Raw genomic sequence first — 21,787 nt, 5'->3', positions numbered from 1 at the left:
GGCGCTCGCTACTCGACCGACGAGCGCGAGCGCACCACGCGGTAGCGCAGGTGCGTCGCCTTCGCGCCCTGCGCGACGCTCAGCGGCTCGAGCTCGACGCGATGCTCCGACGAGTCGGGGAACAGCCGCGTGCCCCCGCCGAGCAGCACGGGCACGAGATGCAGCCGCGCCTCGTCGACGAGCCCCGCGGCGAACGCCTCGCGGGCGACGCGCGCACCGCCCATGAGGCACACCGACGCCGCACTCGCCGCGGCGCTCGCGCGCGCGACCGCCTCATGGATGCCGCCGGTGACGAACTCGAAGCGGGAGCCGCCGCGTTCGACGGGCTCGTGCTCCCGGCTCGTGACGACGAAGCACGGACGCCCCTCGAAGACGGGCGCGTCGCCCCAGGCCGACTCGCCGACGTCGAACGTGCGGCGACCGATGACGAACGCCCCCGTCGACTCGAACATGCGCTCGGCGGCCTCGCGGTCGACCCGCTGCGGTTCGGTGTCGACGATCGCGTCGCTGTCCTGCGGCACTGCGCCGCTGAACACCGAGTTGCGGATCCACTCGTGCACGCGTTCGCCGTCGATCCCGAGCGGGTGCTCGAGGCTCACGCCGTGGGCGGCGGTGAAGCCGTCGAGGGTCATCGTCATCTCGAGGAAGACGTGCGACATGATGCGGGCTCCGGTCTCAGCCCTTCGCGGGCACGTGCCGTTCGTCGACCCCGTTGTACACCGACAGCGGGCGGATGAGCGCGTTCGACGCTGCCTGCTCCATGATGTGCGCCGTCCACCCGGTGACCCGCGAGGCGACGAACAGCGGCGTGAAGGTCAGGGTGTCGAAGCCCATGAGGTGGTAGGTCGGGCCGGCCGGGTAGTCGAGGTTCGGCTTGATGCCCTTGCGCTCGCCCATCGCCTGCTCGAGCGCGACGTACAGCTCGAGCAGGTCGGGGCGGTCGTAGAACTCGACCATGCGCTCCATCGCGTCGCGCATCGTCGGCACGCGCGAGTCGCCGTTCTTGTACACGCGGTGCCCGAAGCCCATGATCTTGCGCTTCGAGGCGAGCGCGTCGTCGAGCCAGGCGACGGCCCGCTCGGCCCCGCCCTTGCCCGGGCCGATCTCGTCGAACGCGTGCATGACCGCCTCGTTCGCACCGCCGTGCAGCGGCCCCTTGAGCGCACCGATCGCGCCGGTGACCGCCGAGTACAGGTCGGCGAGCGTCGACGTGATCACGCGGGCGGTGAAGGTCGACGCGTTGAACGAGTGCTCGGCGTACAGGATCATCGACACGTCGAACGCGTTGACGACGGTCAGCTCGGGCATCTCGCCGAACGTCTGCCAGAGGAAGTTCGCCGAGTAGCCGAGGTCGTCGCGCGGCTCGACGAACTCGAGCTCGTGCCGACGGCGCTGGTCGTACGACACGATCGAGGGCAGCTTCGCGAAGAGCCGGATCGCCTTGTCGAGGTCGGCCTCGGGAGAGGCATCCGGGGTCATCGGATCGCTCGCGCCGATGACGCTCACGGCCGTGCGCACGACGTCCATCGGGTGGGCCTCGAGCGGCAGCTCGTCGATGACGCGCTTGACCTCGTGGTCGAGTCCGCGCAGCGACCGCTCGCGGTCCTCGAATGCGCCGAGCTCGGCGTCGTTCGGCAGCTCGCCGTACCAGAGGAGGTAGGCGACCTCCTCGAACGTGCACGAGGCCGCGAGCTCCTGCACGGGGTACCCGCGGTAGAGCAGCGAGTTCGTCTCGGGGTTGACCTTCGAGATGGCGGTGTAATCGACCGGCACCCCGGCCAGCCCCTTGTAGATCTCCTGCTCGGCCATGTGTGCTCCCTTGCGTTGGCGGTCCGGCGTCGTCAGCGGGCGACGGTGAAGTTGAAGATCGAGGTGTCGAAGTGGTTGTACGCCTCGTAGTCGACGAGTTCGTAGAGCTCGGCCCGGTGCTGCATCTCGCCGAGCTTGGCGGTCAGTGAACCGGATGCCTCGAGCTCGTCGAGTCCGCGCATCGCGCTGCCCATCGCGAGTCGCAGCAGCGACACGGGCCAGATGACGATGTTCATGCCGACGTCGGCCAGCTGCTGCACCGTGAAGAGCTCGCTCTTGCCGAACTCGGTCATGTTGGCGAGCAGCGGCACGTCGACGGCGGCGCGGATCGCGGCGAACTCCTCGAGCGAGCGCATCGCCTCGGGGAAGATCGCGTCGGCGCCGGCGTCGACGAGGGCCTTCGCCCGGTCGATCGCGGCCTCCAGCCCGTCGACCGCGGCGATGTCGGTGCGCGCCATGATGAGGAAGTTCTCGTCGCGGCGGGCGTCGACGGCGGCGCGGATGCGGCGCAGCGCCGTCTCGTCGTCGACGACCTGCTTGCCGTCGAGGTGGCCGCAGCGCTTCGGGTTGACCTGGTCCTCGATGTGGAGTCCCGCGAGCCCCGCGTCCTCCATCTCCTGCACGGTGCGGGCGACGTTCATCGGCTCGCCGAAGCCGGTGTCGGCGTCGATGATCGCGGGCAGGTCGGTCATGCGGGCGATCTGGCGGCCGCGACCGGCGACCTCACTGAGCGTCGTGAGCCCGATGTCGGGCAGGCCGAGGTCGGCCGAGAGCACCGCGCCCGAGATGTAGACGCCCTCGAAGCCGCGTTCGCCGATGAGCTTCGCCGACAGCGGGTTGAACGCGCCGGGGAACCGCATGATCTCGCCCGTCGCGAGCCGCTCGCGGAACAGCCGGCGCTTCTCGTGGGCCGGGGTCTGGGAGTACAGCATCAGAAGACCTCTCCGTCGGTCGAGTAGGCGCGCAGCGCCGTATCGAGACCCAGCATCAGAACAGCCCCTCGGGGATCTCGACGCCCGTGAGGGCGCCGGGCGCGACGGTGAAGGTGAGGCCGCCGAGCTCGTCGGGGCCGAGCTCGGGCAGGCGCTGGGCGACGTCGAGGAACCGCTCGATCTCGTCGGGGGTGAGCGCCCACTCGGCGAGCGTGCGGAACTTGTGCACGTACTGCTCGCGGGCGAACGGCCGGGCGCCGAGCGGGTGCGCGTCGGCCACGGCGATCTCGTCGACGATCTCGCCGCCGTCGGCGAGCTTGATCACGACGCGGCCGCCGAACGCCTTCTCGGCGATGTCGAGCGAGTGGTAGCGGCGCGTCCACTCGGGGTCCTCGACGGTCGACACCTTCTTCCACAGGGCGATCGTCTCGGGGCGGTGCGCGCGCTCGGGCGAGTACGAGGTCTCGTGGTCCCACGCCCCGTCTTGCAGGGCGACCGTGAAGATGTACGGGATCGAGTGGTCGAGCGTCTCGCGCGACGCGTCGGGGTCGTACTTCTGCGGGTCGTTCGCGCCCGAGCCGATGACGTAGTGCGTGTGGTGCGAGGTGTGCAGCGTGATCGACTCGATGTGCTCGGCGTCGAGGATGAGCGGGTACTCGTCGTGCAGCTTGCGGGCGAGGTCGATCCACGCCTGCGCCTGGTACTCGGCCGAGTGCTCCTTCGTGTACGAGTCGAGGATCGCGCGCTTGGCCTCGCCCTCGTCGGGCAGGGGCACCTCGTACGAGGCATCCGGCCCGTCGAGCAGCCATGCGATCACCCCGTCTTCGCCCTCGTAGATCGGCACGGGGCTGGTCTGGCCGCGCATGGCGCGGTCGACGGCCTCGATCGCCATCTTGCCCGCGAAGGCGGGGGCGTGCGCCTTCCACGTCGAGATCTCGCCCTTGCGCGACTGGCGGGTCGCGGTCGTCGTGTGCAGGGCCTGGCCGATCGCCTGGAAGATCGTCTCGCGGTCGAGGCCGAGCAGGGTGCCGATGCCGGCCGCGGCCGACGGGCCGAGGTGGGCGACGTGGTCGATCTTGTGCTTGTGCAGCGAGATCGCCTTCGCGAGGTCGACCTGGATCTCGTAGCCCGTCGCGATGCCGCGCACGAGGTCGCGCCCCGAGAGGCCGCGACGCTGCGCGAGGTGCTGGGCGACCGCGGTGACCGGCGGGATGTTGTCGCCCGGGTGCGAGTACTCGGCCGCGAGGAACGTGTCGTGGTAGTCGAGCTCGCGCACGGCGACCCCGTTGGCCCATGCCGCCCACTCGGGGCTCGTGCGGCGGGCCGCGTCGGCGCCGAAGACGGTCGCGCCGTCGCCGCCGATCGAGACGGGGTGCGCGAGCGCCTGGCTGCGGGCCGACACGACCGGGCGACGCGCGATCGCGGCCGCCGCGACCGCCGCGTTGTCGATCACGCGGTTCACCACCATGTCGACGACGTCGTCGTCGAGCTCGACCGGGTCGGTCGCGACGCCGGCGAGCGCCCAGGCGAGCTGGCCCTCGCGCTGCAGGTTCTCGTCGCTGCGGTGCGTGCGGACGTGGTGGTTGTGCATGGGGTGGACCTTTCTGAACTGTTCCATCGGTCAGGCTACGCGGTGCCCGTCGGGCTGACGAGGGCGGATCTCTCCTCGATCGACGCGAGCGCGTGACGGAGGCTGAGGTGCAGGTGCACGTGGGTGGCGTGCGCGGCGAGTGCGCCGTCGCCGGCGACGATCGCGTCGACGATGAGCAGGTGCTCGGATGCCGCGGCGCGAAGCCGCTCCGGGTGCTGGCGCGCGAGCCGGCGCACGCGGGCGGAGTGCAGGCGGGCGCTCTGCAGCGCGGCGGCGAGCATCGGGTTGGCGACCGCCGCCTCGATCTCGTCGTCGAGCGCGTCGACGACCTCGTAGTAGGCGCGCAGGCCGTCGTCGCCCGTGTCGAGCAGGGCGGGCGCGGCGGCGATGCGGCGGCGCAGCTCGGCGAAGCGCGCGGGGTCGCGTCTGGCCGCGGCGAGCCGGGCGGCCTGGCCCTCGAGCGCCTCGCGCACCTCGTAGAGCGAGACGATGCTCGCCGCGTCGAGCGCCGAGACCTGCAGCACGCGCGCCGACGCGGCGGTCGCGAGCCCGTCGGCCTCGAGCCGCGCGAGCGCCTCGCGCACCGGGGTGCGGGAGACGCCGAGCCGGTTCGCCTGCTCGACCTCGGCGAGCGCGGTGCCGGGCGCGAGCACGCCGTCGAGGATCTCCTCGCGGAGCGCCCGATAGGCGCGATCACTCGCTCGCATGCTTCCCTCCCCCACTCATGTATACGCTCGTGCGGTCCTCTGCGCAAATAGCGAGCGGATAGCCCGTTTGTGTATACATCGCGTTCCCAGCCGACACCGCGCTCATGCGTGGGACGATTAAGGGGATGAGCACCACAGACCTCGACCGCATCGGCGTACGAGCGGTCTCAGACCTCCGCGGCGACTTCCCCGCCTTCGCCGACCGCTCGGCGCCCGCGTACCTCGACTCCGCGGCGACCGCCCAGCGCCCCCGCCAGGTGCTCGACGCCGAACGCGACTACCTCGAGCGGCATCTCGCTCCGGTGCACCGCGGAGCGAGCGCCGCCGTGGGCCGCTCGACCACGCTCTTCGAAGACGCCCGCGCCACGGTCGCCCGCTTCGTCGGCGCCGGCGACCGCGAGATCGTCTGGACGGAGAACGCGACCGACGCACTCAACATCGTCGCCCTCGGCATGGCCGACGCCTCGGCGGGGCTCGCCGGCCCCGAGGCATCCCGGTTCGTGCTCGAACCCGGCGACGAGATCGTCGTGACCGAGGCCGAGCACCACGCGAACCTCATCCCCTGGCAGCGGCTCGCCGCACGTACGGGCGCGCACCTGCGCGGCGTGCGCGTCGACGAGCACGGGCTGTGGTCGGTCGACGGGCTCGCCGAGGTGCTCTCGCCGCGGACGAAGGTCGTGGCGTTCGCCGAGGTGTCGAACGTCACGGGCTACCTCGCGCCCGTCGCCGACGTCGTCGCCCTCGTGCGCGAGCGCGCACCGCACGCGCTCGTCGTGCTCGACGCGTGCCAGTCGGTGCCGCACCGGCCGACCGACTTCGCGGCGCTCGGCGTCGACTTCGCCGCGTTCAGCGGGCACAAGATGCTCGGGCCGAACGGCATCGGCGTGCTCTACGGCCGCGCCGAGCTGCTCGACGCGCTGCCGCCGGCACGCACCGGCGGATCGACGATCACGCGCGTGACGCTCGAGCACGCCGAGTTCCTGCCGGCGCCGCACCGCTTCGAGGCGGGCACGCAGCCCGTGTCGCAGGCCGTCGCCCTCGCCGAGGCGGTGCGCTACCTCGAGGCGATCGGAATGCACGCGGTCGCCGCCCACGAGCAGGCGCTCGCGTCGCGCGTCGTCGACCGGCTCGCGACGCTGCCCGGGGTGCGGGTCGTCGGCCCGCAGGACGGCTCGCCGCGCGCCGGGCTCGTCGCGGTCGCCGTCGAAGGCGTGCACGCGCACGACGTCGGGCAGTTCCTCGACGAGGCCGGCGTCGTCGTGCGGGTCGGCCACCACTGCGCGCAGCCGCTGCACCGGGCGCTCGGGGTCACGGCGACGACGCGCGCGAGCGCCCATGTCTACACGACGGCCGACGAGATGGACCGGTTCGTCGACGCGCTGGGCGAGGTGCGCCGGTTCTTCGGTGTCGCCTCCGAGGCAGCGGCGGTGATCGCGTGAGCGGGCTCGAGGGTCTGTACCAGCAGATCATCCTCGACCAGTCGAAGCGTCGCAACGGCGACGGGCCGCTCGAGGGTGCGGACGCCGAGCACCACGAGTACAACCCGACGTGCGGCGATGAGATCACGGTGCGGGTGAGGCTCGGGCGCGATGCCGACGGCGGCGACCGCATCGACGAGCTCGCCTGGCAGGGCGACGGCTGCTCGATCTCGATGGCCTCGGCGTCGACGCTCACGGAGCTCGTCACGGGTCGCACCGTCGACGAGGCGCGCGGGCTCATCGAGGCGTTCCGGGCGATGCTGCGCTCGCAGGGCGCGGGCGAGCCCGACGAAGAGGTGCTCGGCGACGCGATCGCGTTCCATGGCGTCTCGAAGTACGTGATGCGCGTGAAGTGCGCGATGCTCGCGTGGGTCGCGCTCGAGGCGTGCCTCGCGCAGGCCGAGGCGCAGCCCGCTGGTTGAGGAGCGATGACGCCCTTCCGCTGGTTGAGGAGCGCCGACGCGAAGCGGCGACGCGTCTCGAAACCTCGTGAGCCGCTCCCGAGACCGGGTCACCGGGTTTCGAGACGCGTGCTCGTACCTCGCGCGCTCCTCAACCAGCGGGCCTAGTCGAAGACGCGACCGGCGCTCGGGTCGTCGAGCACGCGGGCGCCGAGGTCGAGCGGCAGGTCGCGCAGCTCGGGCGGGTTCCACTGCGGGTTGCGGTCCTTGTCGATGACCTGCGCCCGGATGCCCTCGTGCAGGTCGTGCTGCCCGAGGAACCAGCTGACCGCGCGGAACTCCTGCTCGAGCGCCGCCTCGAGGTTCGGCAGGGTGCGCGCCCGGCGCACCGACTCGAGGGTGACGGCCATCGCGGTCGGCGAGAGGGTCTCGAGCTCGTCGGCCGCGGCCGCGGCGTCGGGATGCGCGTGGGCGCGCAGGCGGTCGATGATCTCGGTCACGGTGGCCGCGGAGTAGCAATCGTCGATCCAGTCGCGGGCGAGCGCGAGCCCGGATGCCTCGGCGGGCGTCTCGTCGAAGAGCATGACGATCTCGGCGGGGCTGCCGGGGTCGGCGCGTTCGGCGAGGGCCTGCAGCAGGTGCGGCACGTCTCGCGCGGGCACGTACGAGTCGGCGAAGCCCGCGTAGAGCGCATCGGCCGCGTTCATGGTGCGGGAGTTGAGCGCGAGGTGCACGCCCAGTTCGCCCGGCGCCGAGGCGAGCAGCCACGTGCCGCCGACGTCGGGGGTGAAGCCGATACGGGTCTCGGGCATGGCGAGCTTCGACCGCTCGGTGACGACGCGGATCGCGGCGTGCCCCGAGAGTCCGATGCCGCCGCCCATCGTGATGCCGTCCATGATCGCGACGACGGGCTTCGGGTAGCGCGCGATCGCGGCGTCCAGCCGGTACTCGGTGCGGAAGAAGTCGCGCGCCTCGCCGTGCCCGCCGTTGGTCGCGTAGCCGTACAGCTCGCGGATGTCGCCGCCCGCGCAGAACCCGCGGTCGCCGGCGCCGTCGAGCACGACGACGCCGACCTCGCTGTCGTCGCGCCACGCCTCGAACACGGCGGTGAGCTCGCGCACCATCTCGTACGAGAGGGCGTTGATGGCCTGGGGACGGTCGAGCGTGACGTGGCCGACGCCGTCGGCGACCGTCGCGGAGATGTGGGCGCTCACGTCTGCCACCGTATCGCCCCGAGCCGTCCTCCACAGGCGCGGAACCACTGCGTGCTCCGTCGAACCGATGGGCCATCCAAGCTTCGGCGGCAGCGCCGTCGTAGCCTGCGACGATGAATCCGTTCGAGATCCTGGCCGAGCCGGTGCGCCGTCGCATCATCGAGGTCCTGGCCGTCGGATCGCACCCGGCCGGGATGTTGACCGATGTCCTCGTCGGCGAGTTCGGGGGGTCGAGATCGGCGGTCTCGCACCATCTCAAGATCCTGCGCGAGCACACGGTCGTGAAGGTGCTCCCCGACTACACACAGCGGTTGTACGTCCTCGAGGAGGACTTCCTGCTCGAGCTCGATCACGCGGTCGGCGAGCTGTTCACGCTCTGGGACCACAGGTACGGCTACGGCACCGACGGCGATCCGCTGCGACCGCCCGTGCCCTCACGCACTCCGCACGCCGGCCGCCCGCGCCGGGCGCCCCCGCACGCGCCCCACGCATCCCACGCGCCCGTACGTCCCACGCACCCAAACGTCCCACCCGCAGGCTGCCGGACCGCGAGTCCAGAGACCCAGGGACCCAGGGACCCAGGGACCCAGGGACCCAGGGACCCAGGGTATTCTCTTTCGAGCTATGCCAGTTGCGCCTCATCATGAGGCGGAGCTGGCAGAGGTGAAACGGAACACGGTCGTGCCGGGCCAGGAGCGACTTGGGGAGCGAATCCGGCGATGAGGCGTACGATTCCGGGATGGTCCCCGCATCGAACCTCTGGGCGTTCGTCGCCGCCTCGGTGGTGCTCATCGTCATCCCCGGGCCGAGCGTGCTGTTCGTCATCGGGCGCTCGCTCGCGCTCGGACGCGTCGGCGGACTGCTGAGCGTCGTCGGCAACGCGATCGGCATGCTGCCGCTCGTCGCCGCGGTCGCGCTCGGCGTCGGGGTGATCGTCGCGCAATCGGTCGTGCTGTTCACCGTCATCAAGATCGCGGGCGCGCTGTACCTCGCCTACCTCGGCATCCAGGCGATCCGGCACCGGGCGGACGCCTCGGCTGCCGTCACCGGCACCGTCGCGCGCCGTTCGCCGTGGCGGCTGCTCGTCGAAGGGTTCATCGTGGGCGTCTCGAACCCCAAGACGATCGCGTTCTTCGTCGCCGTGCTGCCGCAGTTCGTCGACTTCCATGCCGGAGCGATTCCGCTGCAGCTCGCGGAGCTCGGTCTCGTCTTCGTCGTGCTCGCGCTCGCGTGCGACTCGGTGTGGGCGCTCGCGGCCGGGTCGGCGCGCGACTGGTTCGCGAAGTCGCCGAGGCGCGCCGAGCACCTCGCCGCGACGGGCGGCGTGATGATGATCGGCCTCGGCGGCGTGCTCGCGCTCAGTGGCGCCAAGCACTGACGTACCCGCTGGTTGAGGAGCGCCGACGCGCAGCGGCGACCCCCACCCGCTGGTTGAGGAGCGCCGACGCGCAGCGGCGACGCGTCTCGAAACCGCGCGAGACGGTCTCGAGTGCTGCTCACCCGGTTTCGAGACGCGTCCGACTCCGTCGGGCGCTCCTCAACCAGCGGGAGCGGGTTTCGATACGCGCGCTACGCGTCGGCCGGGTTCACGTCCGTTCCGACGAGGATGCCGCGGGCCACGCTGTTGAAGAAGCACTGGGCGCTCAGCACCGTCGGCGTCGTGGTGGCCGGGTCGACGTCGAGCCGCGGCACCGCGAGCGCGTGCACGACGAAGAAGTAGCGGTGCACGCCCGTTCCGGGAGGCGGACCCGAACCCCGGTACCGCGGCTCGCGGTACTCGTTGTCGAGCACGGTCGCACCCTCGGGCAGCAGGCCCCGCGACCGAGCGTCCGGTGCTCCCGCGCCGGTCTCGAGCGAGGTGGTCGTCACCGGGATGTTCGCGACCGCCCAGTGCCACCAGCCGGCCCCACTCGGCGCATCGGCGTCGAAGCACGTCACGGCGAAGCTCTTCGTCTCGGCGGGGAACCCCGACCAGCTCAACTCCGGCGACACGTCCTGGCCGCCCCGGCCGGCGCTCCGCTGCGGCGCGGCGAGCTGACCGCCGGGCTCGAGGTCGGCGCTCGTGACGGTGAACGAGCCGATGGGCTTCAGCGCCTGCAGCTGCGCGTAGGGATCGTGGTCGAACATCGGTGTCCTCTCCGGGCCCGGGTCGAGGCATCCGGGCCGTTCGTCAGCCTACGCCCGTAAGATCTGCGGGTGCCCGTCGCGAAGATCCTGCTCTACTACGCCTTCACGCCGCTCGCCGACCCCGACGCGATCCGCCTGTGGCAGCGCGACCTCGCCGAGTCGCTCGGCCTGCGCGGCCGCCTGCTGATCTCGGAGCACGGCCTCAACGGCACCCTCGGCGGAGAGCTCGGCGCGCTCAAGCGCTACGTGCGAAAGACCCGCGACTATCCCCCGTTCAAGCACGTCGACTTCAAGTGGAGCGAAGGGACGGGCCTCGACGCCGACGGCCGCAGCCTCGACTTCCCGAAGCTCAGCGTCAAGGTGCGCGACGAGATCGTGTCGTTCGGGGCGCCCGGCGAGCTGCGGGTCGACGACGCGGGCGTGGTCGGCGGCGGCACGAAGCTCAGCCCCGACGACCTGCACGAGCTCGTCGGCGAGCGCGGCGACGACGTCGTCTTCTTCGACGGGCGCAACGCGCTCGAGGCCGAGATCGGCCGCTTCCGCGGCGCGGTCGTGCCGCCGACCGAGACGACGCGCGATTTCATCGACCTGCTCGACTCGGGCGCGTACGACCACCTCAAGGATCGCCCGGTCGTCACGTACTGCACGGGCGGCATCCGCTGCGAGGTGCTCTCGAGCCTCATGTCGAACCGCGGCTTCGGCGAGGTGTACCAGCTCGACGGCGGCATCGTGCGCTACGGCGAGCGGTTCGGCGACGACGGACTGTGGGAGGGCTCGCTCTACGTCTTCGACGGGCGCGGGTCGATCGACTTCAGCGACCATGCCGCCGTCATCGGCGAGTGCGCGCGCTGCGGTTCGGCGACGAACCGCACCGCCAACTGCACGGATGCCTCGTGCGACGCGGAGTTCGTGCTGTGCGAGCCGTGCGGGGCGGCGCCGTGCGCGGCGCATCTGCTCTCCGCTGGTTGACACCCGCTGGTTGAGGAGCGCCGACGCGCCAGCGGCGACGCGTCTCGGAACCCGGTGGGCCGGTTTCTGAAAGCGGCTCACCATGGTTTCGAGACGCGGGCTCCTTCGTCGCGCGCTCCTCAACCAGCGGGGTGTGGTTTCGAGACGCGTGCTCGTTCCTCGCTCGCTCCTCAACCAGCGGATGGGGCCGGCGCCGCACCCGCGAGCGCGGCGACCGCGAGCGCGAGCTCGTCGCCCGTCGGCACGAGCCCGGGGTCGACGAGCCACATGATTCCGAGGCTCTGCGTGAGCGCGAAGTCGAGCTTCGCGATCGCCTCGACCTGTGCGTCGTCGAGTTCGGGGCGGGCTGCGCGGAGGTGCTCGGCGATGCCCCGTTCGGCCTCGGTCGTCGCCGCGGCGAGGTCGTGCCCCCCGCCGGGGCCGCGCAGCACGCGCACGGTGTTCTCGAGGCTCGCGATGAGGGCCTCGCGATTGTCGGCGAACACCCCGGGCATGCGGTCGAAGAACGCCGCGAACCCTTCGAGCAGCGGAAGCGCGGTGGTCTCGCGGATGACGGCCTCCATGCGGTCGCCGATGCCCGAGCCGAGCGACTCGGTGAGCGCCTCGGTGATGAGCTGCTCCTTCGACCCGAAGTGGTAGCCGATCGCCGCGAGGCTCACGCCGGCCTCGGCCGCGATGTCGCGCGCGGTCGCCTTGGCGACGCCGCGCTCGAGGATCACCTTGCGCGCCCCCGCGAGGAGGTCTTCACGATTGCCCATGCCGACATCGTATCGAACGATTCAGACATTTGTATTAGACAAATGTCCGAATCAGGTGTAGAACATCTGTATCAGACATCTGTCTCATTCGATGAAGGAGCACGACGATGAGCACGACCACCGCACCGCACGTCCTGATCTCCGGCGCCGGCATCGCCGGGCTCGCCCTCGCGCTGCAGCTCACGCGCAGCGGCATCCGTTCGACCGTCGTCGAGCGCGCCGACGCACCGCGCCCCGGCGGCCAGGCCGTCGACCTCCGCGGTGCGAGCCGCGAGGTCGCCGAACGCATGGGCCTCATGCCGGGCATCGACCCGCGCCGCGTGCACGAGATCGGCATGTCGTACGTCGACGGCCGGGGCCGCGTGTTCGGCCGCATGTCGATGGCGGACTTCGACGGCGAAGGGGCCGTCGCCGAGATCGAGATCGCCCGCGGCGACCTCGCGGCCGCGCTGCAGGAAGCGCTCGACGAGGCTGCGGCCGCCGCGCCCGGCCTCGTCGACGTGCGCTACGGCGACCGCATCACGGCGCTCGAACAGCACGACGACCGGGTCGCCGTCGAGTTCGAGCACGCCGCCCCCGCCGAGTTCGACCTCGTCGTCGGCGCCGACGGCGTGCACTCGGCGACCCGCCGACTCGCCTTCGGCCCCGAAGAGCGGTACGCGACGCCGCTCGGCGGGTACGCCGCGTTCTTCACCCTGCCGACGCCGGCCGATCTCGAACCCGGCTGGTTCGCCCTGCGCTTCGTGCCCGGCATCGCGTTCGGGCTGCGACCCGATCGCGACCCGGCGACGTCGAAGGCGATCCTGACGCTCCGCGCACCGCGCGATGCCGCACTGCGGGGCGACCGGGCCGCGCAGGAGGCGCTCGTGCGCCGAGCCCTCGAGGGCGCCGGGTGGCACGCCGACACGATCGTCGCGGCGATGGCCGAGGCATCCGACTTCTATTTCGACGAGCTCGTGCGCATCGACCTCGACGAGCCCGTGAACGGCCGGGTCGTGCTGCTCGGCGACGCCGCCTCGTGCGGGTCGCCGTTGACGGGCATGGGCACGGCGACCGCGCTCATCGGCGCATACCTGCTCGCCGAGCACCTCGCCGCCCGGCCCGACGACGTGCCCGCCGCGCTGGCGCGCTACTCGCGCGACATCGCGCCGTTCGGCGAGGCGGGCAAGGCGATCCCGTTCGGCGGGCTCGAACGCATGGTGCCGGGCAGCCGGTTCGCCGCCACGATGGCGCGCATCTCGACGGGCGCGATGCTGTCGAAGCCGCTCCTGCCGCTCGTGCGGCGCATGTTCGCGGCCGGGACGCCCGACCTCGCGCTGCCCGTCGTCGAGCGGCCGGCCGGGCGTGTGACGGTCGTGTGACGGGTCTCGAGACTCGGCTCCTCACCGGCGGGCGGCCCGCGGCAGGCGCGACCAGGTGCGCGCGGCGCGGCTCGACAGGGCGAGCAGCACGAGGATGTCGACCGAGAGCGTGAGCAGCGTCGTCTGGAGCGTGATGTCCTCGCCGCCCAGCCAGTAGTCCATGGCCGACAGCAGCGTCGAGAGCACGGCGACGACCATCACCGTGATTCGGGCCCAGTTGCTGCCGCGGAAGACGAGCCACGCGAAGACGAGCTCCGCGAGCAGCACGACCGCACCGACGCCGACGATCACCCACAGCACGATCTGCGCCGCGTCCTCGTCGGACACGTCCTCGATGTGGATGTCGGCCGCCTCGCTCACGATCGTCGGCCACTGCACCGCGAGCGAGATGAGCCAGATCACGCCGAGCAGCACCCTGACGACGATGAGGCCCGCACCGAGCGAGATCGCGATGGGCCGTCGCACGGCCTCGGCCCGGGGCATCCCGCCGTCGCGCTCGGCGAGCCGGGCGAAGGGCTCGAACGACGAGCGCTTGCCGACCTCGCCCGACGCGGTGTCGGCGGCGAGCGCGGCCTCGAGTTCGTCGCGTCGTGTCCGCGCTGCGGCGTCGGCGGCCTCGGTGGGCACTCCGAGCGCGTCGCCGAGCACGACGACCGGCAGGTCGCCGTCGGTGCGGATCGTGTCGCCGCCGCCGTTGCGCGAGTGGTAGCCGGTCGAGAAGTCGTCGATCACCCCGACCTCGACCGGCGCACCCGACTCGGCGAGCGTGCGCACGATGTGGTCGCGCTCGACGTCGGTGTCGGCGTCGATCTTGTGCGTGATCTGCAGGGTGAACAGCGAGAAGCCGACCGACTTGTCGAACGTGCCGGCCGCGAGCCAGTCGACCCGGCGCCCGCCCGGCAGCAGCCAGCCGTCGGGGGTGCGCCAGAACCGCACGTGGTGACGTTTCGCGGGGTTGCCCGCGACCTCCTGCTGGTAGGCGAAGTCCTGCATGCGGCCGAACAGGAAGAGCGGGCTCACGGGGGCCTCGTCGTAGCTCTTGCGTGTGAGGGTCGACGCGATGATGCGCCAGCTCGAGCGGGCGTCGACGTCATCGGCCCGAGTCCAGCCGGCCGCGGCCATCGCCTCGTGCAGCGCCGCCTCGTCGCCGCGCAGCGCGAGGTTCACCGGGTCGCCGAGCAGCCCGTCGCTCGTGCGTGCGCGCCCGATGAAGTAGTCGGGCACGTAGATCGTGGTGAGGATGCGGTGCAGCCGCGGCAGCACGAGGTAGGCGAGCAGCGCCCAGAACACGATGAAGAAGAGCAGCCCGAACCAGCCCCAGTCGAAGCTCTGCTCGAGCACGAGCCACGCGAGCCAGATCGAGGCGATGCCCGCGTACACGAAGAAGAACCCGTCGAGCACGGCGGTACGCGACACCCGGCGGGCGCGTGGCGCCGCGGGTGCCTCGAGCGAGCGCTCCCCCATGTCCGAATGCTACTCGCGGGCGGCCCCGGCCACTCGGTCGATGATCCGGCCCACGCTCACTGCTCGGCGTCGACGAGGAGACGGCGGGCGACCGTGTCGGCGGCGCCCAGGTCGGAGTTGCTCAGGACGATCGTCGCGACGCCGGCGTCGCGGTCGATCATGAGCGCGGAGGCGGCCGCCCCGGTTCGGCCCGGGTGCCACGTGATCGTGCGGGCGGGTGTCTCCTCGATCCACCAGAAGTAGCCGATCTTCGTGCCGGGCTCGATCTCCGCGATCGGCTCGAGCGCCGCGCTGTGCTGCAGCGGACCGTCGAGCACCGCGGTCGCGAACGCCACCAGGTCGCCGAGTGTCGCATGCACGCCGGCCGCCGGGGCGAACGCGCCGGGCGAGATCGGTGCGACCGATTGCCCTGCTGCGTTGAACCCGCCGGCGTTCGTGTCGGGCACCTCGTCGTCGGTCTCGACGACCACGGCGTGATCCATGCCGAGCGGTTCGAGGACGCGCTCCCGCAGCAGGCTCGAGTACTCCATTCCCGCGGCCGACGCGAGCGCGTGCCCGAGCAGGGCCGTGCCCAGGTTGCTGTACTCGAACCCCGCGTCGGGTGCGACGGCCGTGGTGCGCGCGAGCGCGAGGAGCTCCGGCAGGTCTCCGCCCCATGGGTCCTCGCGGGCGGCGATCCGTTCCTCGAACTCGGCGCGCCACGCCGGATCGTCGGGGAACTCGGGCAGTCCCGACATGTGCGTGACGAGTCCGCGGAGGGTGACGTCGGCCGCTGGAGACGCACCGAGGTCGAGGTGATCTCCGAGGCGGTCGTCGAGCGACACTTCCCCGCGCTCGATCGCGATCGCGAGGAGCTCGCCGGTGAGCGTCTTCGTGATCGAGGCGATCTCGAAGGTGGTCGACTCGTCGGCGTCGACGAACGCCGTGCGCACGCCGTCCCCGTCGATGACCGCGACGGCCGCGCGCTGGTAGTCCTGCGAGAACGTCGAGCCGATCCGGTCGACGAGGTCGGCGTCGGCGGTCGCCCGCCGAACCTCACCGGCGGCGCCGGCAGCGTCCGCCGACTCGGTCGCCGATCCCTCCGCTGCCGAGGTGCCCGAGTTCGACGACGGCGTGGCGATGCACCCCGCGAGCAGTCCGGCGGTGATCGCGATCGCGGCGAACGCGGCACCGCGCCGGACCGCGCGCGATGATGCCATCGCTCGGATGCTACTCGTAGTGAGTAATCCTCACTACTCCCCCGACCGGGTGTCGGCCCGACGCACGCCGACTCCAACCGACCCAGGGTGTCGGCCCGACACCCTAGGTTGGGAGCATGACCCTCGCTGAGACCGCCGAAGAACTCCGCCGACTCTACGCCGCCCCCGAGCTGCTGCAGGTGGTGAACGTGTGGGACGTGGTGAGCGCCCGCGCCGTCGCCGCCCTGCCCGAGACCCGTGCGCTCGCCACCGCGGGCCATTCGATCGCCGCGTCGTTCGGCTACCCCGACGGCGAGATCCCGGTCGAGATCATGCTCGACATGGCGGGGCGCATCGCCCGGGCGGTCGAGGTGCCCGTGAGCGCCGACCTCGACGACGGCTACGGCGACGCCGGCGAGACCGTGCGCCGGGCGATCGGCGAGGGCATCGTCGGCGCGAACATCGAAGACCGATTCAAGCCCCTCGCCGAGTCGGTTGCCACCGTCGAGGCGGCGGTCGCCGCGGCCGAGGCCGAGGACGTGCCGTTCGCCCTCAACGCACGCACCGACGCCTGGCTGCGCGGCCACGACCGCCCCCGCGAGGTGTGGATCGCCGATGTCGTCGAGCGCGGTCGCGCCTTTCTCGACGCGGGCGCGACGAGCGTGTTCGTGCCGGGCGTCTTCGGCGAGGCCGAGGTCGAAGAGCTCGTCGCGGGAATCGGCGAGCAGAAGCTCGCGCTCATCGGACTGCCCGGCATTCCCGCGCCCGGCCGGCTCGAGGCGCTCGGGGTCGCCCGCCTCTCGTACGGCCCGACGACGCAGCGCGTCGCGCTCGGCGCACTGCAAGACCTTGCGACCGACCTCTACGCGGGCGGCGTGCTGCCCGACGGCATCCGCCCGCTGAACTGAGCGGTCGGCCGGCTCGGCCGATTCCCCGCGCTGATCTGCGAATCCCCCACGAGTCGGATGCCCCGGGCGGGGCTCGCTCGCTAGGGTGACGTGTGACGGCCTCCGGGCCGTCACACGGGCTGGGCGGGGGCGCAGCCCATCGCGGCGGCAACGGCCCCCGACGTGAGGAGCGCGCATGGCCGACGGCATCCCCATCGAGATCACGGGTCTCACCAAGCGATTCGGCGCGGTCACCGCGGTCGAAGATCTCGGGTTCACGGTGCAGCCCGGCCGGGTGACCGGCTTTCTCGGGCCGAACGGCGCGGGCAAGACGACGACGCTTCGCGTGCTGCTCGGGCTCGAACGGCCCGACGCCGGCACCGCGACGTTCGGGGGCACGCCGTACGCGGCGCTGCCCCGCCCGCTCGAGACGGTCGGCGCCTCGCTCGACGCGAGCTTCCACCCCGGCCGCTCGGCGCGCAATCACCTGCTGGTGTACGCGACGGCGGCGGGCATCGACCGCTCGCGCGTGCCGGCGGTGCTCGACCAGGTCGGCATCGCGGAGTTCGCCGACCGCCGCGTCGGCGGCTATTCGCTCGGCATGCGGCAGCGGCTCGCGCTCGCCTACACGCTGCTCGGCGATCCGTCGGTGTTCGTGCTCGACGAGCCCATCAACGGGCTCGACCCCGAGGGGATCAAGTGGATCCGCGGGTTCTTGCAGGCGCTCGCCCGGGAGGGCCGCACCGTGCTGGTCTCGTCGCACCTGCTGAGCGAGGTGCAGCAATCGGTCGACGACGTCGTGATCATCTCGAGGGGACGGCTCGTCAAGCGCGGCACCCTCGCGAGCCTCGAGCTGGAGGCGGCACCGCGCACGATCGTCGACTCCCCCGACCGGGCGGCGCTCGCGTCAGCGCTCGATGCCGCCGGCCTCGAGCACACCGAGGGCCGCGGCGGGTTCATCGTCGCCGAGCCCGACCCCGCGGTCGTCGGCCATGCGGCGTTCGTCGGCGGCGTCGAGCTCAGCGCGCTGCATCGGCTGAAATCGGGCCTCGAGGATTCGTTCCTGTCGCTCGTGGGCGGGGGTGACGAGTCGTGAACCCCTGGAATGCGCTCGCCGCGGAGTTCCGCAAGGTCTTCACCACCCGCATGTGGTGGCTGCTCGCGATCATCCTCGTCGCGTACGTCGGGCTCATGGCCGGCGGACTCGGCGCGTTCCTCGGCTGGGCGTCCGCGAATCCCGAAGCAGCGGCCGCGGCGAGCGGTGGCGGCGGCGGCGGCCAGGTCGTGCCGCCGGGCACCGAGCTCGCGCCGCTCATCTACAGCTTCGCGTCGTCGATCGGCTACGTCTTCCCGGTGCTGCTGGGCGCGCTCGCGGTCACGAGCGAGTACCGGCACAAGACGCTCACCCCGACGTTCCTCGCCGCGCCGCACCGCCAGGTGGTGCTGTGGTCGAAGTTCGCCTCGCAGCTCGTCGTCGGCGCCGGGCTCGGCGTGCTCGCCTTCGCCGCCTCGGTCGGTGCGGGCGCCGCGGCGCTCGCGGGCTTCGGGCTCGACACCGGACTCGACTCGTCCGACACGTGGGCGCTCATCGGCCGCGGCGTGCTCGCCCTCGCACTCTGGGGCGGCATCGGCGTCGGCCTCGGCGTGCTCGTCGTGAACCAGGTCGCGGCGATCGTGATCGTCATCGTGTTCGCGCAGTTCATCGAGCCCATCCTGCGGCTCGTGGCCTCGCTCAGCGACGTCACGGCGGCGATCGGCCAGTACCTGCCCGGCGCCGCGAGCGACGCGCTCGTCGGGGCGTCGTTCTACACGATGGCGACCCCGGCCGGGGCGGCCGTGCAGTCGCTCGAGTGGTGGCAGGGCGGCCTCGTGCTGCTCGGGATCGCGGTCGTCGCGACCGTGATCGGCGGTGCGACGACCTGGCGGAGGGACGTGTCGTAGGTGCTCGCCGCCGAGCTTCGCTCACGTCGGCTGTTCGCGCAGGGCCTGCGCGCGCGGGTCGGCGGTGATGCGGATGCCGCGGGGCCGGCGCCGTCCGCGACCCCGGCCGCCGTCGTGCGGCGGGCGCTCGCAGTCCAGGCGCAGGAGTACCTGCCCGCGCAGTGGGGGCTCGCGCAGCGCATCGCTCCGGCGTCGCGCCCCGACGCGGCTTCGGTCGCCGCGGCGATCGATCGGGGCGAGATCCTGCGCACGCACGTGCTGCGCCCCACCTGGCACTTCGTCGTGCCAGAGGACGCGCGCTGGCTGCTCGAAGTGTCGGTGCCGCGGGTGCGCCGCCAGATGGCGGGGACGATCCGCAAGGCCGGGTGGGACGGCGAAGCCGGCGCGAGGGCCGTCGACGTCGTGGCGCGTGCGCTCGACGGCGGGCACCGCACGAGGGGCGAGCTCGCCGAGGCGCTCGAGCGCGCCGGCCTCCCGACGACGGGCCTGCTGTTCGTGCTGCTGCTCGCCGAGCTGGAGCTCGTGGCGATCTCTGGCGCGAGCGCCGGCAAGCAGCGTACCTATGCGGCGTTCGACGAGCGCGTGCCCGCCTCTCCGGCGCGAGACCGCTCGGAGGCGCTCGCCGAGCTCGCCGAGCGGGCGGTCGCGACCCGTGGGCCGGTGACGGTGCGCGACCTGTCGGCGTGGTCGGGCTTCACGCTCGGCGACGTGCGTGACGCGCTGGCCGCGGCATCCGAGATCACCGACGGACGCATCGAGCGGCTCGACGACGACGAGGAGCTCTGGCACGACGGCGCGGTCGCGGCCGCGTGGTCGTCGCGGACGGCGGAACGCGCGGCGCGCGACGACGACCCCTCCCGCATCGACCTGCTGCAGGGCTACGACGAGTACGTCATGGGCTATGCGTCGCCGCGCGACTACCTGCAGCCACCCGGCGTGGCGGCGCCGATCATCCCCGAGTTCCCGCTGCACGCGATGTTCGCGGGCGGGGTGATGGCCGGCAGGTGGGCGCCGGTCGTTCGCGGCGACCGGGCGACGCTGCGGGTCCTGCCGTGGCGGGAGTTCTCGCACGTCGAGCGGCGCTCGCTCGATGAACGCCTCGCCGAGGTCGCCGCGTTCCTCGGCGGGTCGGTCGAGATCGAGATCGAGTCCGTCACCGCGATCTGATGCTCGCATCGACCGGTCGGGTGAGTCGGTCGAGTAGCGCCCGACGGTGGAGGGCGCGTATCGAGACCACGTTCGCGAGGGTCTCCAGCATCCGGGTCCGGGTCGGCAAAAGTTCTCCACAAGCCTCGAACATCTCTTCGAATCCCGGGTGGTTCCGGGTAGACTCGGAACATGCCCGAACCCGCCGGAATACCCGCCCTGACCGGGGTTTCAGCCGCCATCAACGGGCTTGCTGAGGTGTGGGCCGGTGCCCGGCTCGCGGGCACGCCGGGCTCGGTCGACGCGGCCGCCGACGTGCGCCTGATGAGTGACGACGGGCTGGTCCGGGCGACCGAAGCCCTCGGCGAACTCGTGCGGCAGGTGCAGGCGTTGCAGGCGCCCGTCGCGGCCGAACTCGCCGCCCGCTCCAAGCCCGGCACCGACGAGGTCGCCCGCAAGCACGGGTTCGCCTCCGCGGAACGATTGATCGCGTCCGCGACCGGCGGCCGCTACCAAGACGCGGTGAAACTCGTCGCCGTGGGGCAGGCGACCGCACCCCGCGCTTCGTTCACCGGTGAACTGCTGCCGCCCAGGCACCCGCACCTCGCCGACGCACTCGCCTCGGGCACGATCTGCGTCGACGCGGCCGACGTGATCCGCCGGTTCTGCGACCGCGTCGCACCCCGCGCCGACCGGGCCGAACTCTCCGACGCCGAACGATTCCTCGTCGAACGCGCCCCGACCGTCGGGGCCGACGGGTTGCACCGGCTCGTGAAACTCCTCGAAGCCCGCCTCGACCCCGACGGTGTGAAACCCCGCGAAGACGAGTTGCGGGCCGCCCGCGAGCTCCGCATCTGGGAAGACGAGCACGGCATGATCCGGTTCACCGGCGCCGCCGACCCCGCCAACGGCGCCCCCATCAAACTCGCGATCGAGCCCCTCGTCGCCGCCGAACTCCACCAAGCCCGCGACGCGAAACGACCCGCGCCCGCAACCACCGGCAGCCCCGATGACGTGTTCGCCGAGCAGCGCACGATCGCGCAGATGAACCTCGACGCCCTCGCCGACCTCGCACGCCACTCCCTCACCGCCGCCGACGGCCCCGCACCCCTCCGGCAGGCGACCGTCGTCGCCCGCATCGACGCCACCGCACTGCAGACCGGGCGCGGGCACGGCACCATCGACGGCATCGACCAACCCGTCTCGGCCGCCACGATCCAAGAACTCGCGATGTCCGCCGGCATCGCACCCCTCTACCTCGGCGACGGGCACGAGAACCTCCAACTCGGCCGATCCCGCCGCCTGTTCACCCAAGCCCAGAAACTCGTCCTCACCGACCGCGACGGCGGCTGCGCCTGGCCCGGCTGCACCAGACCCCCGTCCCACACCCAAGCGCACCACCTCCGATGGTGGACACGACACAACGGCCGCACCGACCTCGACAACGGCATCATGCTGTGTTCGCATCACCACCACCGCATCCACGACGACGGATGGACCATCATCATCGACCACGGGCACACCTGGTTCATCCCACCCGCACACCTCGACCCCACCCGCCGACCACGCCCCGGCAACCGACGACTCCCCACGATCGCCCCACCACCACCCGACATCTCCGCATTCCTCACTGCCGCGGCAGCGTGAGCGCGCGCGCCTGCACGCCCGCCGCCGCGACCTGAATCGGCCGAGTCCGCCCGATGACGAGCCGAGCGATACCGAGCGGGTACGACCTCGCCACACCGGTGGGTCGGCGGGCGCCCGAGCGGCTCCACTGCACCGACCGGCGCGCCCGTCGCGCGCGGCGCCCGCCCCGCGGCATCC

The 21,787-nt window shown here is 72.1% G+C and carries 21 protein-coding genes; 11 read left to right on the top strand and 10 right to left on the bottom strand.

Going from position 1 to position 21,787, the window contains the following annotated elements; translation table 11 throughout:
- Positions 1-8: 8 nt before the first annotated feature.
- The 5 genes from AC3RJ6_RS02115 to AC3RJ6_RS02095 are packed head-to-tail and all read right to left on the bottom strand — an operon-like array spanning position 9 to position 5,039.
- Positions 9-659, bottom strand: a complete 651-nt coding sequence (locus AC3RJ6_RS02115; protein ID WP_491425215.1) for a dihydrofolate reductase family protein — start codon at positions 657-659, stop codon at positions 9-11.
- Positions 660-675: 16 nt separating this feature from the next.
- Positions 676-1,809, bottom strand: coding sequence for a bifunctional 2-methylcitrate synthase/citrate synthase (locus AC3RJ6_RS02110; RefSeq protein WP_491425213.1), 1,134 nt, complete (start codon positions 1,807-1,809; stop codon positions 676-678).
- Positions 1,810-1,841: 32 nt separating this feature from the next.
- Positions 1,842-2,741 carry a methylisocitrate lyase gene (gene prpB / locus AC3RJ6_RS02105; RefSeq protein ID WP_491425211.1) on the bottom strand — a complete coding sequence of 300 codons (900 nt, stop codon included), beginning with the start codon at positions 2,739-2,741 and terminating at the stop codon, positions 1,842-1,844.
- Positions 2,742-2,796: 55 nt separating this feature from the next.
- Entirely contained in the window at positions 2,797-4,332 is a 1,536-nt protein-coding gene (locus tag AC3RJ6_RS02100) for an MmgE/PrpD family protein (RefSeq protein ID WP_491426209.1), read from the bottom strand.
- A 35-nt stretch (positions 4,333-4,367) separates the two neighbouring features.
- Positions 4,368-5,039, bottom strand: coding sequence for a GntR family transcriptional regulator (locus AC3RJ6_RS02095; protein ID WP_491425210.1), 672 nt, complete (start codon positions 5,037-5,039; stop codon positions 4,368-4,370).
- 125 nt (positions 5,040-5,164) lie between these two features.
- Between AC3RJ6_RS02095 and AC3RJ6_RS02090 the strand changes: the two genes are divergently transcribed.
- Both AC3RJ6_RS02090 and sufU read left to right on the top strand, forming a co-directional pair.
- Entirely contained in the window at positions 5,165-6,478 is a 1,314-nt protein-coding gene (locus AC3RJ6_RS02090) for an aminotransferase class V-fold PLP-dependent enzyme (protein ID WP_491425209.1), read from the top strand.
- A complete protein-coding gene (gene sufU, locus AC3RJ6_RS02085; protein ID WP_491425208.1) occupies positions 6,475-6,939 on the top strand; it encodes a Fe-S cluster assembly sulfur transfer protein SufU in 465 nt (154 codons plus the stop codon). Before AC3RJ6_RS02090 ends, sufU begins: the two co-directional genes overlap by 4 nt.
- 143 nt (positions 6,940-7,082) lie before the next feature.
- Here sufU and AC3RJ6_RS02080 read toward each other — a convergent pair whose 3' ends face one another.
- Entirely contained in the window at positions 7,083-8,132 is a 1,050-nt protein-coding gene (locus AC3RJ6_RS02080; protein ID WP_491425207.1) for an enoyl-CoA hydratase/isomerase family protein, read from the bottom strand.
- Between the two features lie 113 nt (positions 8,133-8,245).
- Here AC3RJ6_RS02080 and AC3RJ6_RS02075 point away from each other — a divergent pair, with 113 nt between their 5' ends.
- On the top strand, positions 8,246-8,779 hold the full coding sequence (locus AC3RJ6_RS02075) for an ArsR/SmtB family transcription factor (protein ID WP_491425206.1): 534 nt from the start codon (positions 8,246-8,248) through the stop codon (positions 8,777-8,779).
- Between the two features lie 92 nt (positions 8,780-8,871).
- On the top strand, positions 8,872-9,510 hold the full coding sequence (locus AC3RJ6_RS02070; protein ID WP_491425205.1) for a LysE family translocator: 639 nt from the start codon (positions 8,872-8,874) through the stop codon (positions 9,508-9,510).
- Positions 9,511-9,701: 191 nt separating this feature from the next.
- Here the strand turns inward: AC3RJ6_RS02070 and AC3RJ6_RS02065 are convergent, their stop codons facing one another.
- The gene (locus AC3RJ6_RS02065; protein WP_491425204.1) at positions 9,702-10,259 is read right to left on the bottom strand and encodes a YbhB/YbcL family Raf kinase inhibitor-like protein; all 558 of its coding nucleotides are present in this window, start codon (positions 10,257-10,259) and stop codon (positions 9,702-9,704) included.
- Positions 10,260-10,328: 69 nt separating this feature from the next.
- Between AC3RJ6_RS02065 and trhO the strand changes: the two genes are divergently transcribed.
- Positions 10,329-11,228 carry an oxygen-dependent tRNA uridine(34) hydroxylase TrhO gene (gene trhO / locus AC3RJ6_RS02060; RefSeq protein ID WP_491425203.1) on the top strand — a complete coding sequence of 300 codons (900 nt, stop codon included), beginning with the start codon at positions 10,329-10,331 and terminating at the stop codon, positions 11,226-11,228.
- Between the two features lie 170 nt (positions 11,229-11,398).
- Here trhO and AC3RJ6_RS02055 read toward each other — a convergent pair whose 3' ends face one another.
- A complete protein-coding gene (locus AC3RJ6_RS02055) occupies positions 11,399-11,986 on the bottom strand; it encodes a TetR/AcrR family transcriptional regulator (protein ID WP_491425202.1) in 588 nt (195 codons plus the stop codon).
- Between the two features lie 107 nt (positions 11,987-12,093).
- Between AC3RJ6_RS02055 and AC3RJ6_RS02050 the strand changes: the two genes are divergently transcribed.
- Positions 12,094-13,347: an FAD-dependent monooxygenase gene (locus tag AC3RJ6_RS02050; protein WP_491425201.1), complete on the top strand. Its 1,254-nt coding sequence runs from the start codon at positions 12,094-12,096 to the stop codon at positions 13,345-13,347.
- Between the two features lie 21 nt (positions 13,348-13,368).
- On the opposite strand, the gene AC3RJ6_RS02045 is transcribed toward AC3RJ6_RS02050, so the two are convergent.
- A complete protein-coding gene (locus tag AC3RJ6_RS02045; RefSeq protein WP_491425200.1) occupies positions 13,369-14,811 on the bottom strand; it encodes an LssY C-terminal domain-containing protein in 1,443 nt (480 codons plus the stop codon).
- A gap of 56 nt (positions 14,812-14,867) precedes the next feature.
- Positions 14,868-16,010 carry a serine hydrolase domain-containing protein gene (locus AC3RJ6_RS02040; protein ID WP_491425198.1) on the bottom strand — a complete coding sequence of 381 codons (1,143 nt, stop codon included), beginning with the start codon at positions 16,008-16,010 and terminating at the stop codon, positions 14,868-14,870.
- Between the two features lie 116 nt (positions 16,011-16,126).
- Here AC3RJ6_RS02040 and AC3RJ6_RS02035 point away from each other — a divergent pair, with 116 nt between their 5' ends.
- The 5 genes from AC3RJ6_RS02035 to AC3RJ6_RS02015 all read left to right on the top strand — a co-directional run bounded on the left by AC3RJ6_RS02035 (position 16,127) and on the right by AC3RJ6_RS02015 (position 21,610).
- Complete coding sequence (locus tag AC3RJ6_RS02035) at positions 16,127-16,897, top strand: isocitrate lyase/PEP mutase family protein (RefSeq protein ID WP_491425197.1); 771 nt, start codon at positions 16,127-16,129, stop codon at positions 16,895-16,897.
- 175 nt (positions 16,898-17,072) lie between these two features.
- Positions 17,073-17,972, top strand: coding sequence for an ATP-binding cassette domain-containing protein (locus AC3RJ6_RS02030; protein ID WP_491425196.1), 900 nt, complete (start codon positions 17,073-17,075; stop codon positions 17,970-17,972).
- Positions 17,969-18,817, top strand: coding sequence for an ABC transporter permease (locus tag AC3RJ6_RS02025; RefSeq protein WP_491425195.1), 849 nt, complete (start codon positions 17,969-17,971; stop codon positions 18,815-18,817). Before AC3RJ6_RS02030 ends, AC3RJ6_RS02025 begins: the two co-directional genes overlap by 4 nt.
- The gene (locus tag AC3RJ6_RS02020) at positions 18,818-19,984 is read left to right on the top strand and encodes a winged helix DNA-binding domain-containing protein (RefSeq protein WP_491425193.1); all 1,167 of its coding nucleotides are present in this window, start codon (positions 18,818-18,820) and stop codon (positions 19,982-19,984) included.
- A 171-nt stretch (positions 19,985-20,155) separates the two neighbouring features.
- Positions 20,156-21,610 (top strand): HNH endonuclease signature motif containing protein, encoded by a 1,455-nt coding sequence (locus tag AC3RJ6_RS02015; protein WP_491425192.1) that lies wholly within the window; start codon positions 20,156-20,158, stop codon positions 21,608-21,610.
- The last annotated feature ends 177 nt before the right edge of the window (positions 21,611-21,787 follow it).

Source organism: Agromyces cucurbitae (genome assembly GCF_058349945.1).
This window is presented reverse-complemented; position numbering and strand designations above follow the sequence as displayed.

What these genes read in the sequence shown, in the direction of transcription:
- AC3RJ6_RS02090 (WP_491425209.1), top strand. Translation starts at nt 5,165, where the DNA reads ATGAGCACCACAGACCTCGACCGCATCGGCGTACGAGCGGTCTCAGAC.
- AC3RJ6_RS02040 (WP_491425198.1), bottom strand. Translation starts at nt 16,010, where the DNA reads ATGGCATCATCGCGCGCGGTCCGGCGCGGTGCCGCGTTCGCCGCGATC.
- AC3RJ6_RS02030 (WP_491425196.1), top strand. Translation starts at nt 17,073, where the DNA reads ATGGCCGACGGCATCCCCATCGAGATCACGGGTCTCACCAAGCGATTC.
- AC3RJ6_RS02065 (WP_491425204.1), bottom strand. Translation starts at nt 10,259, where the DNA reads ATGTTCGACCACGATCCCTACGCGCAGCTGCAGGCGCTGAAGCCCATC.
- AC3RJ6_RS02050 (WP_491425201.1), top strand. Translation starts at nt 12,094, where the DNA reads ATGAGCACGACCACCGCACCGCACGTCCTGATCTCCGGCGCCGGCATC.
- AC3RJ6_RS02045 (WP_491425200.1), bottom strand. Translation starts at nt 14,811, where the DNA reads ATGGGGGAGCGCTCGCTCGAGGCACCCGCGGCGCCACGCGCCCGCCGG.
- AC3RJ6_RS02035 (WP_491425197.1), top strand. Translation starts at nt 16,127, where the DNA reads ATGACCCTCGCTGAGACCGCCGAAGAACTCCGCCGACTCTACGCCGCC.
- prpB (WP_491425211.1), bottom strand. Translation starts at nt 2,741, where the DNA reads ATGCTGTACTCCCAGACCCCGGCCCACGAGAAGCGCCGGCTGTTCCGC.
- AC3RJ6_RS02100 (WP_491426209.1), bottom strand. Translation starts at nt 4,332, where the DNA reads ATGCACAACCACCACGTCCGCACGCACCGCAGCGACGAGAACCTGCAG.
- AC3RJ6_RS02055 (WP_491425202.1), bottom strand. Translation starts at nt 11,986, where the DNA reads ATGGGCAATCGTGAAGACCTCCTCGCGGGGGCGCGCAAGGTGATCCTC.
- AC3RJ6_RS02070 (WP_491425205.1), top strand. Translation starts at nt 8,872, where the DNA reads ATGGTCCCCGCATCGAACCTCTGGGCGTTCGTCGCCGCCTCGGTGGTG.
- AC3RJ6_RS02110 (WP_491425213.1), bottom strand. Translation starts at nt 1,809, where the DNA reads ATGGCCGAGCAGGAGATCTACAAGGGGCTGGCCGGGGTGCCGGTCGAT.
- AC3RJ6_RS02015 (WP_491425192.1), top strand. Translation starts at nt 20,156, where the DNA reads ATGCCCGAACCCGCCGGAATACCCGCCCTGACCGGGGTTTCAGCCGCC.
- AC3RJ6_RS02095 (WP_491425210.1), bottom strand. Translation starts at nt 5,039, where the DNA reads ATGCGAGCGAGTGATCGCGCCTATCGGGCGCTCCGCGAGGAGATCCTC.
- AC3RJ6_RS02115 (WP_491425215.1), bottom strand. Translation starts at nt 659, where the DNA reads ATGTCGCACGTCTTCCTCGAGATGACGATGACCCTCGACGGCTTCACC.
- AC3RJ6_RS02075 (WP_491425206.1), top strand. Translation starts at nt 8,246, where the DNA reads ATGAATCCGTTCGAGATCCTGGCCGAGCCGGTGCGCCGTCGCATCATC.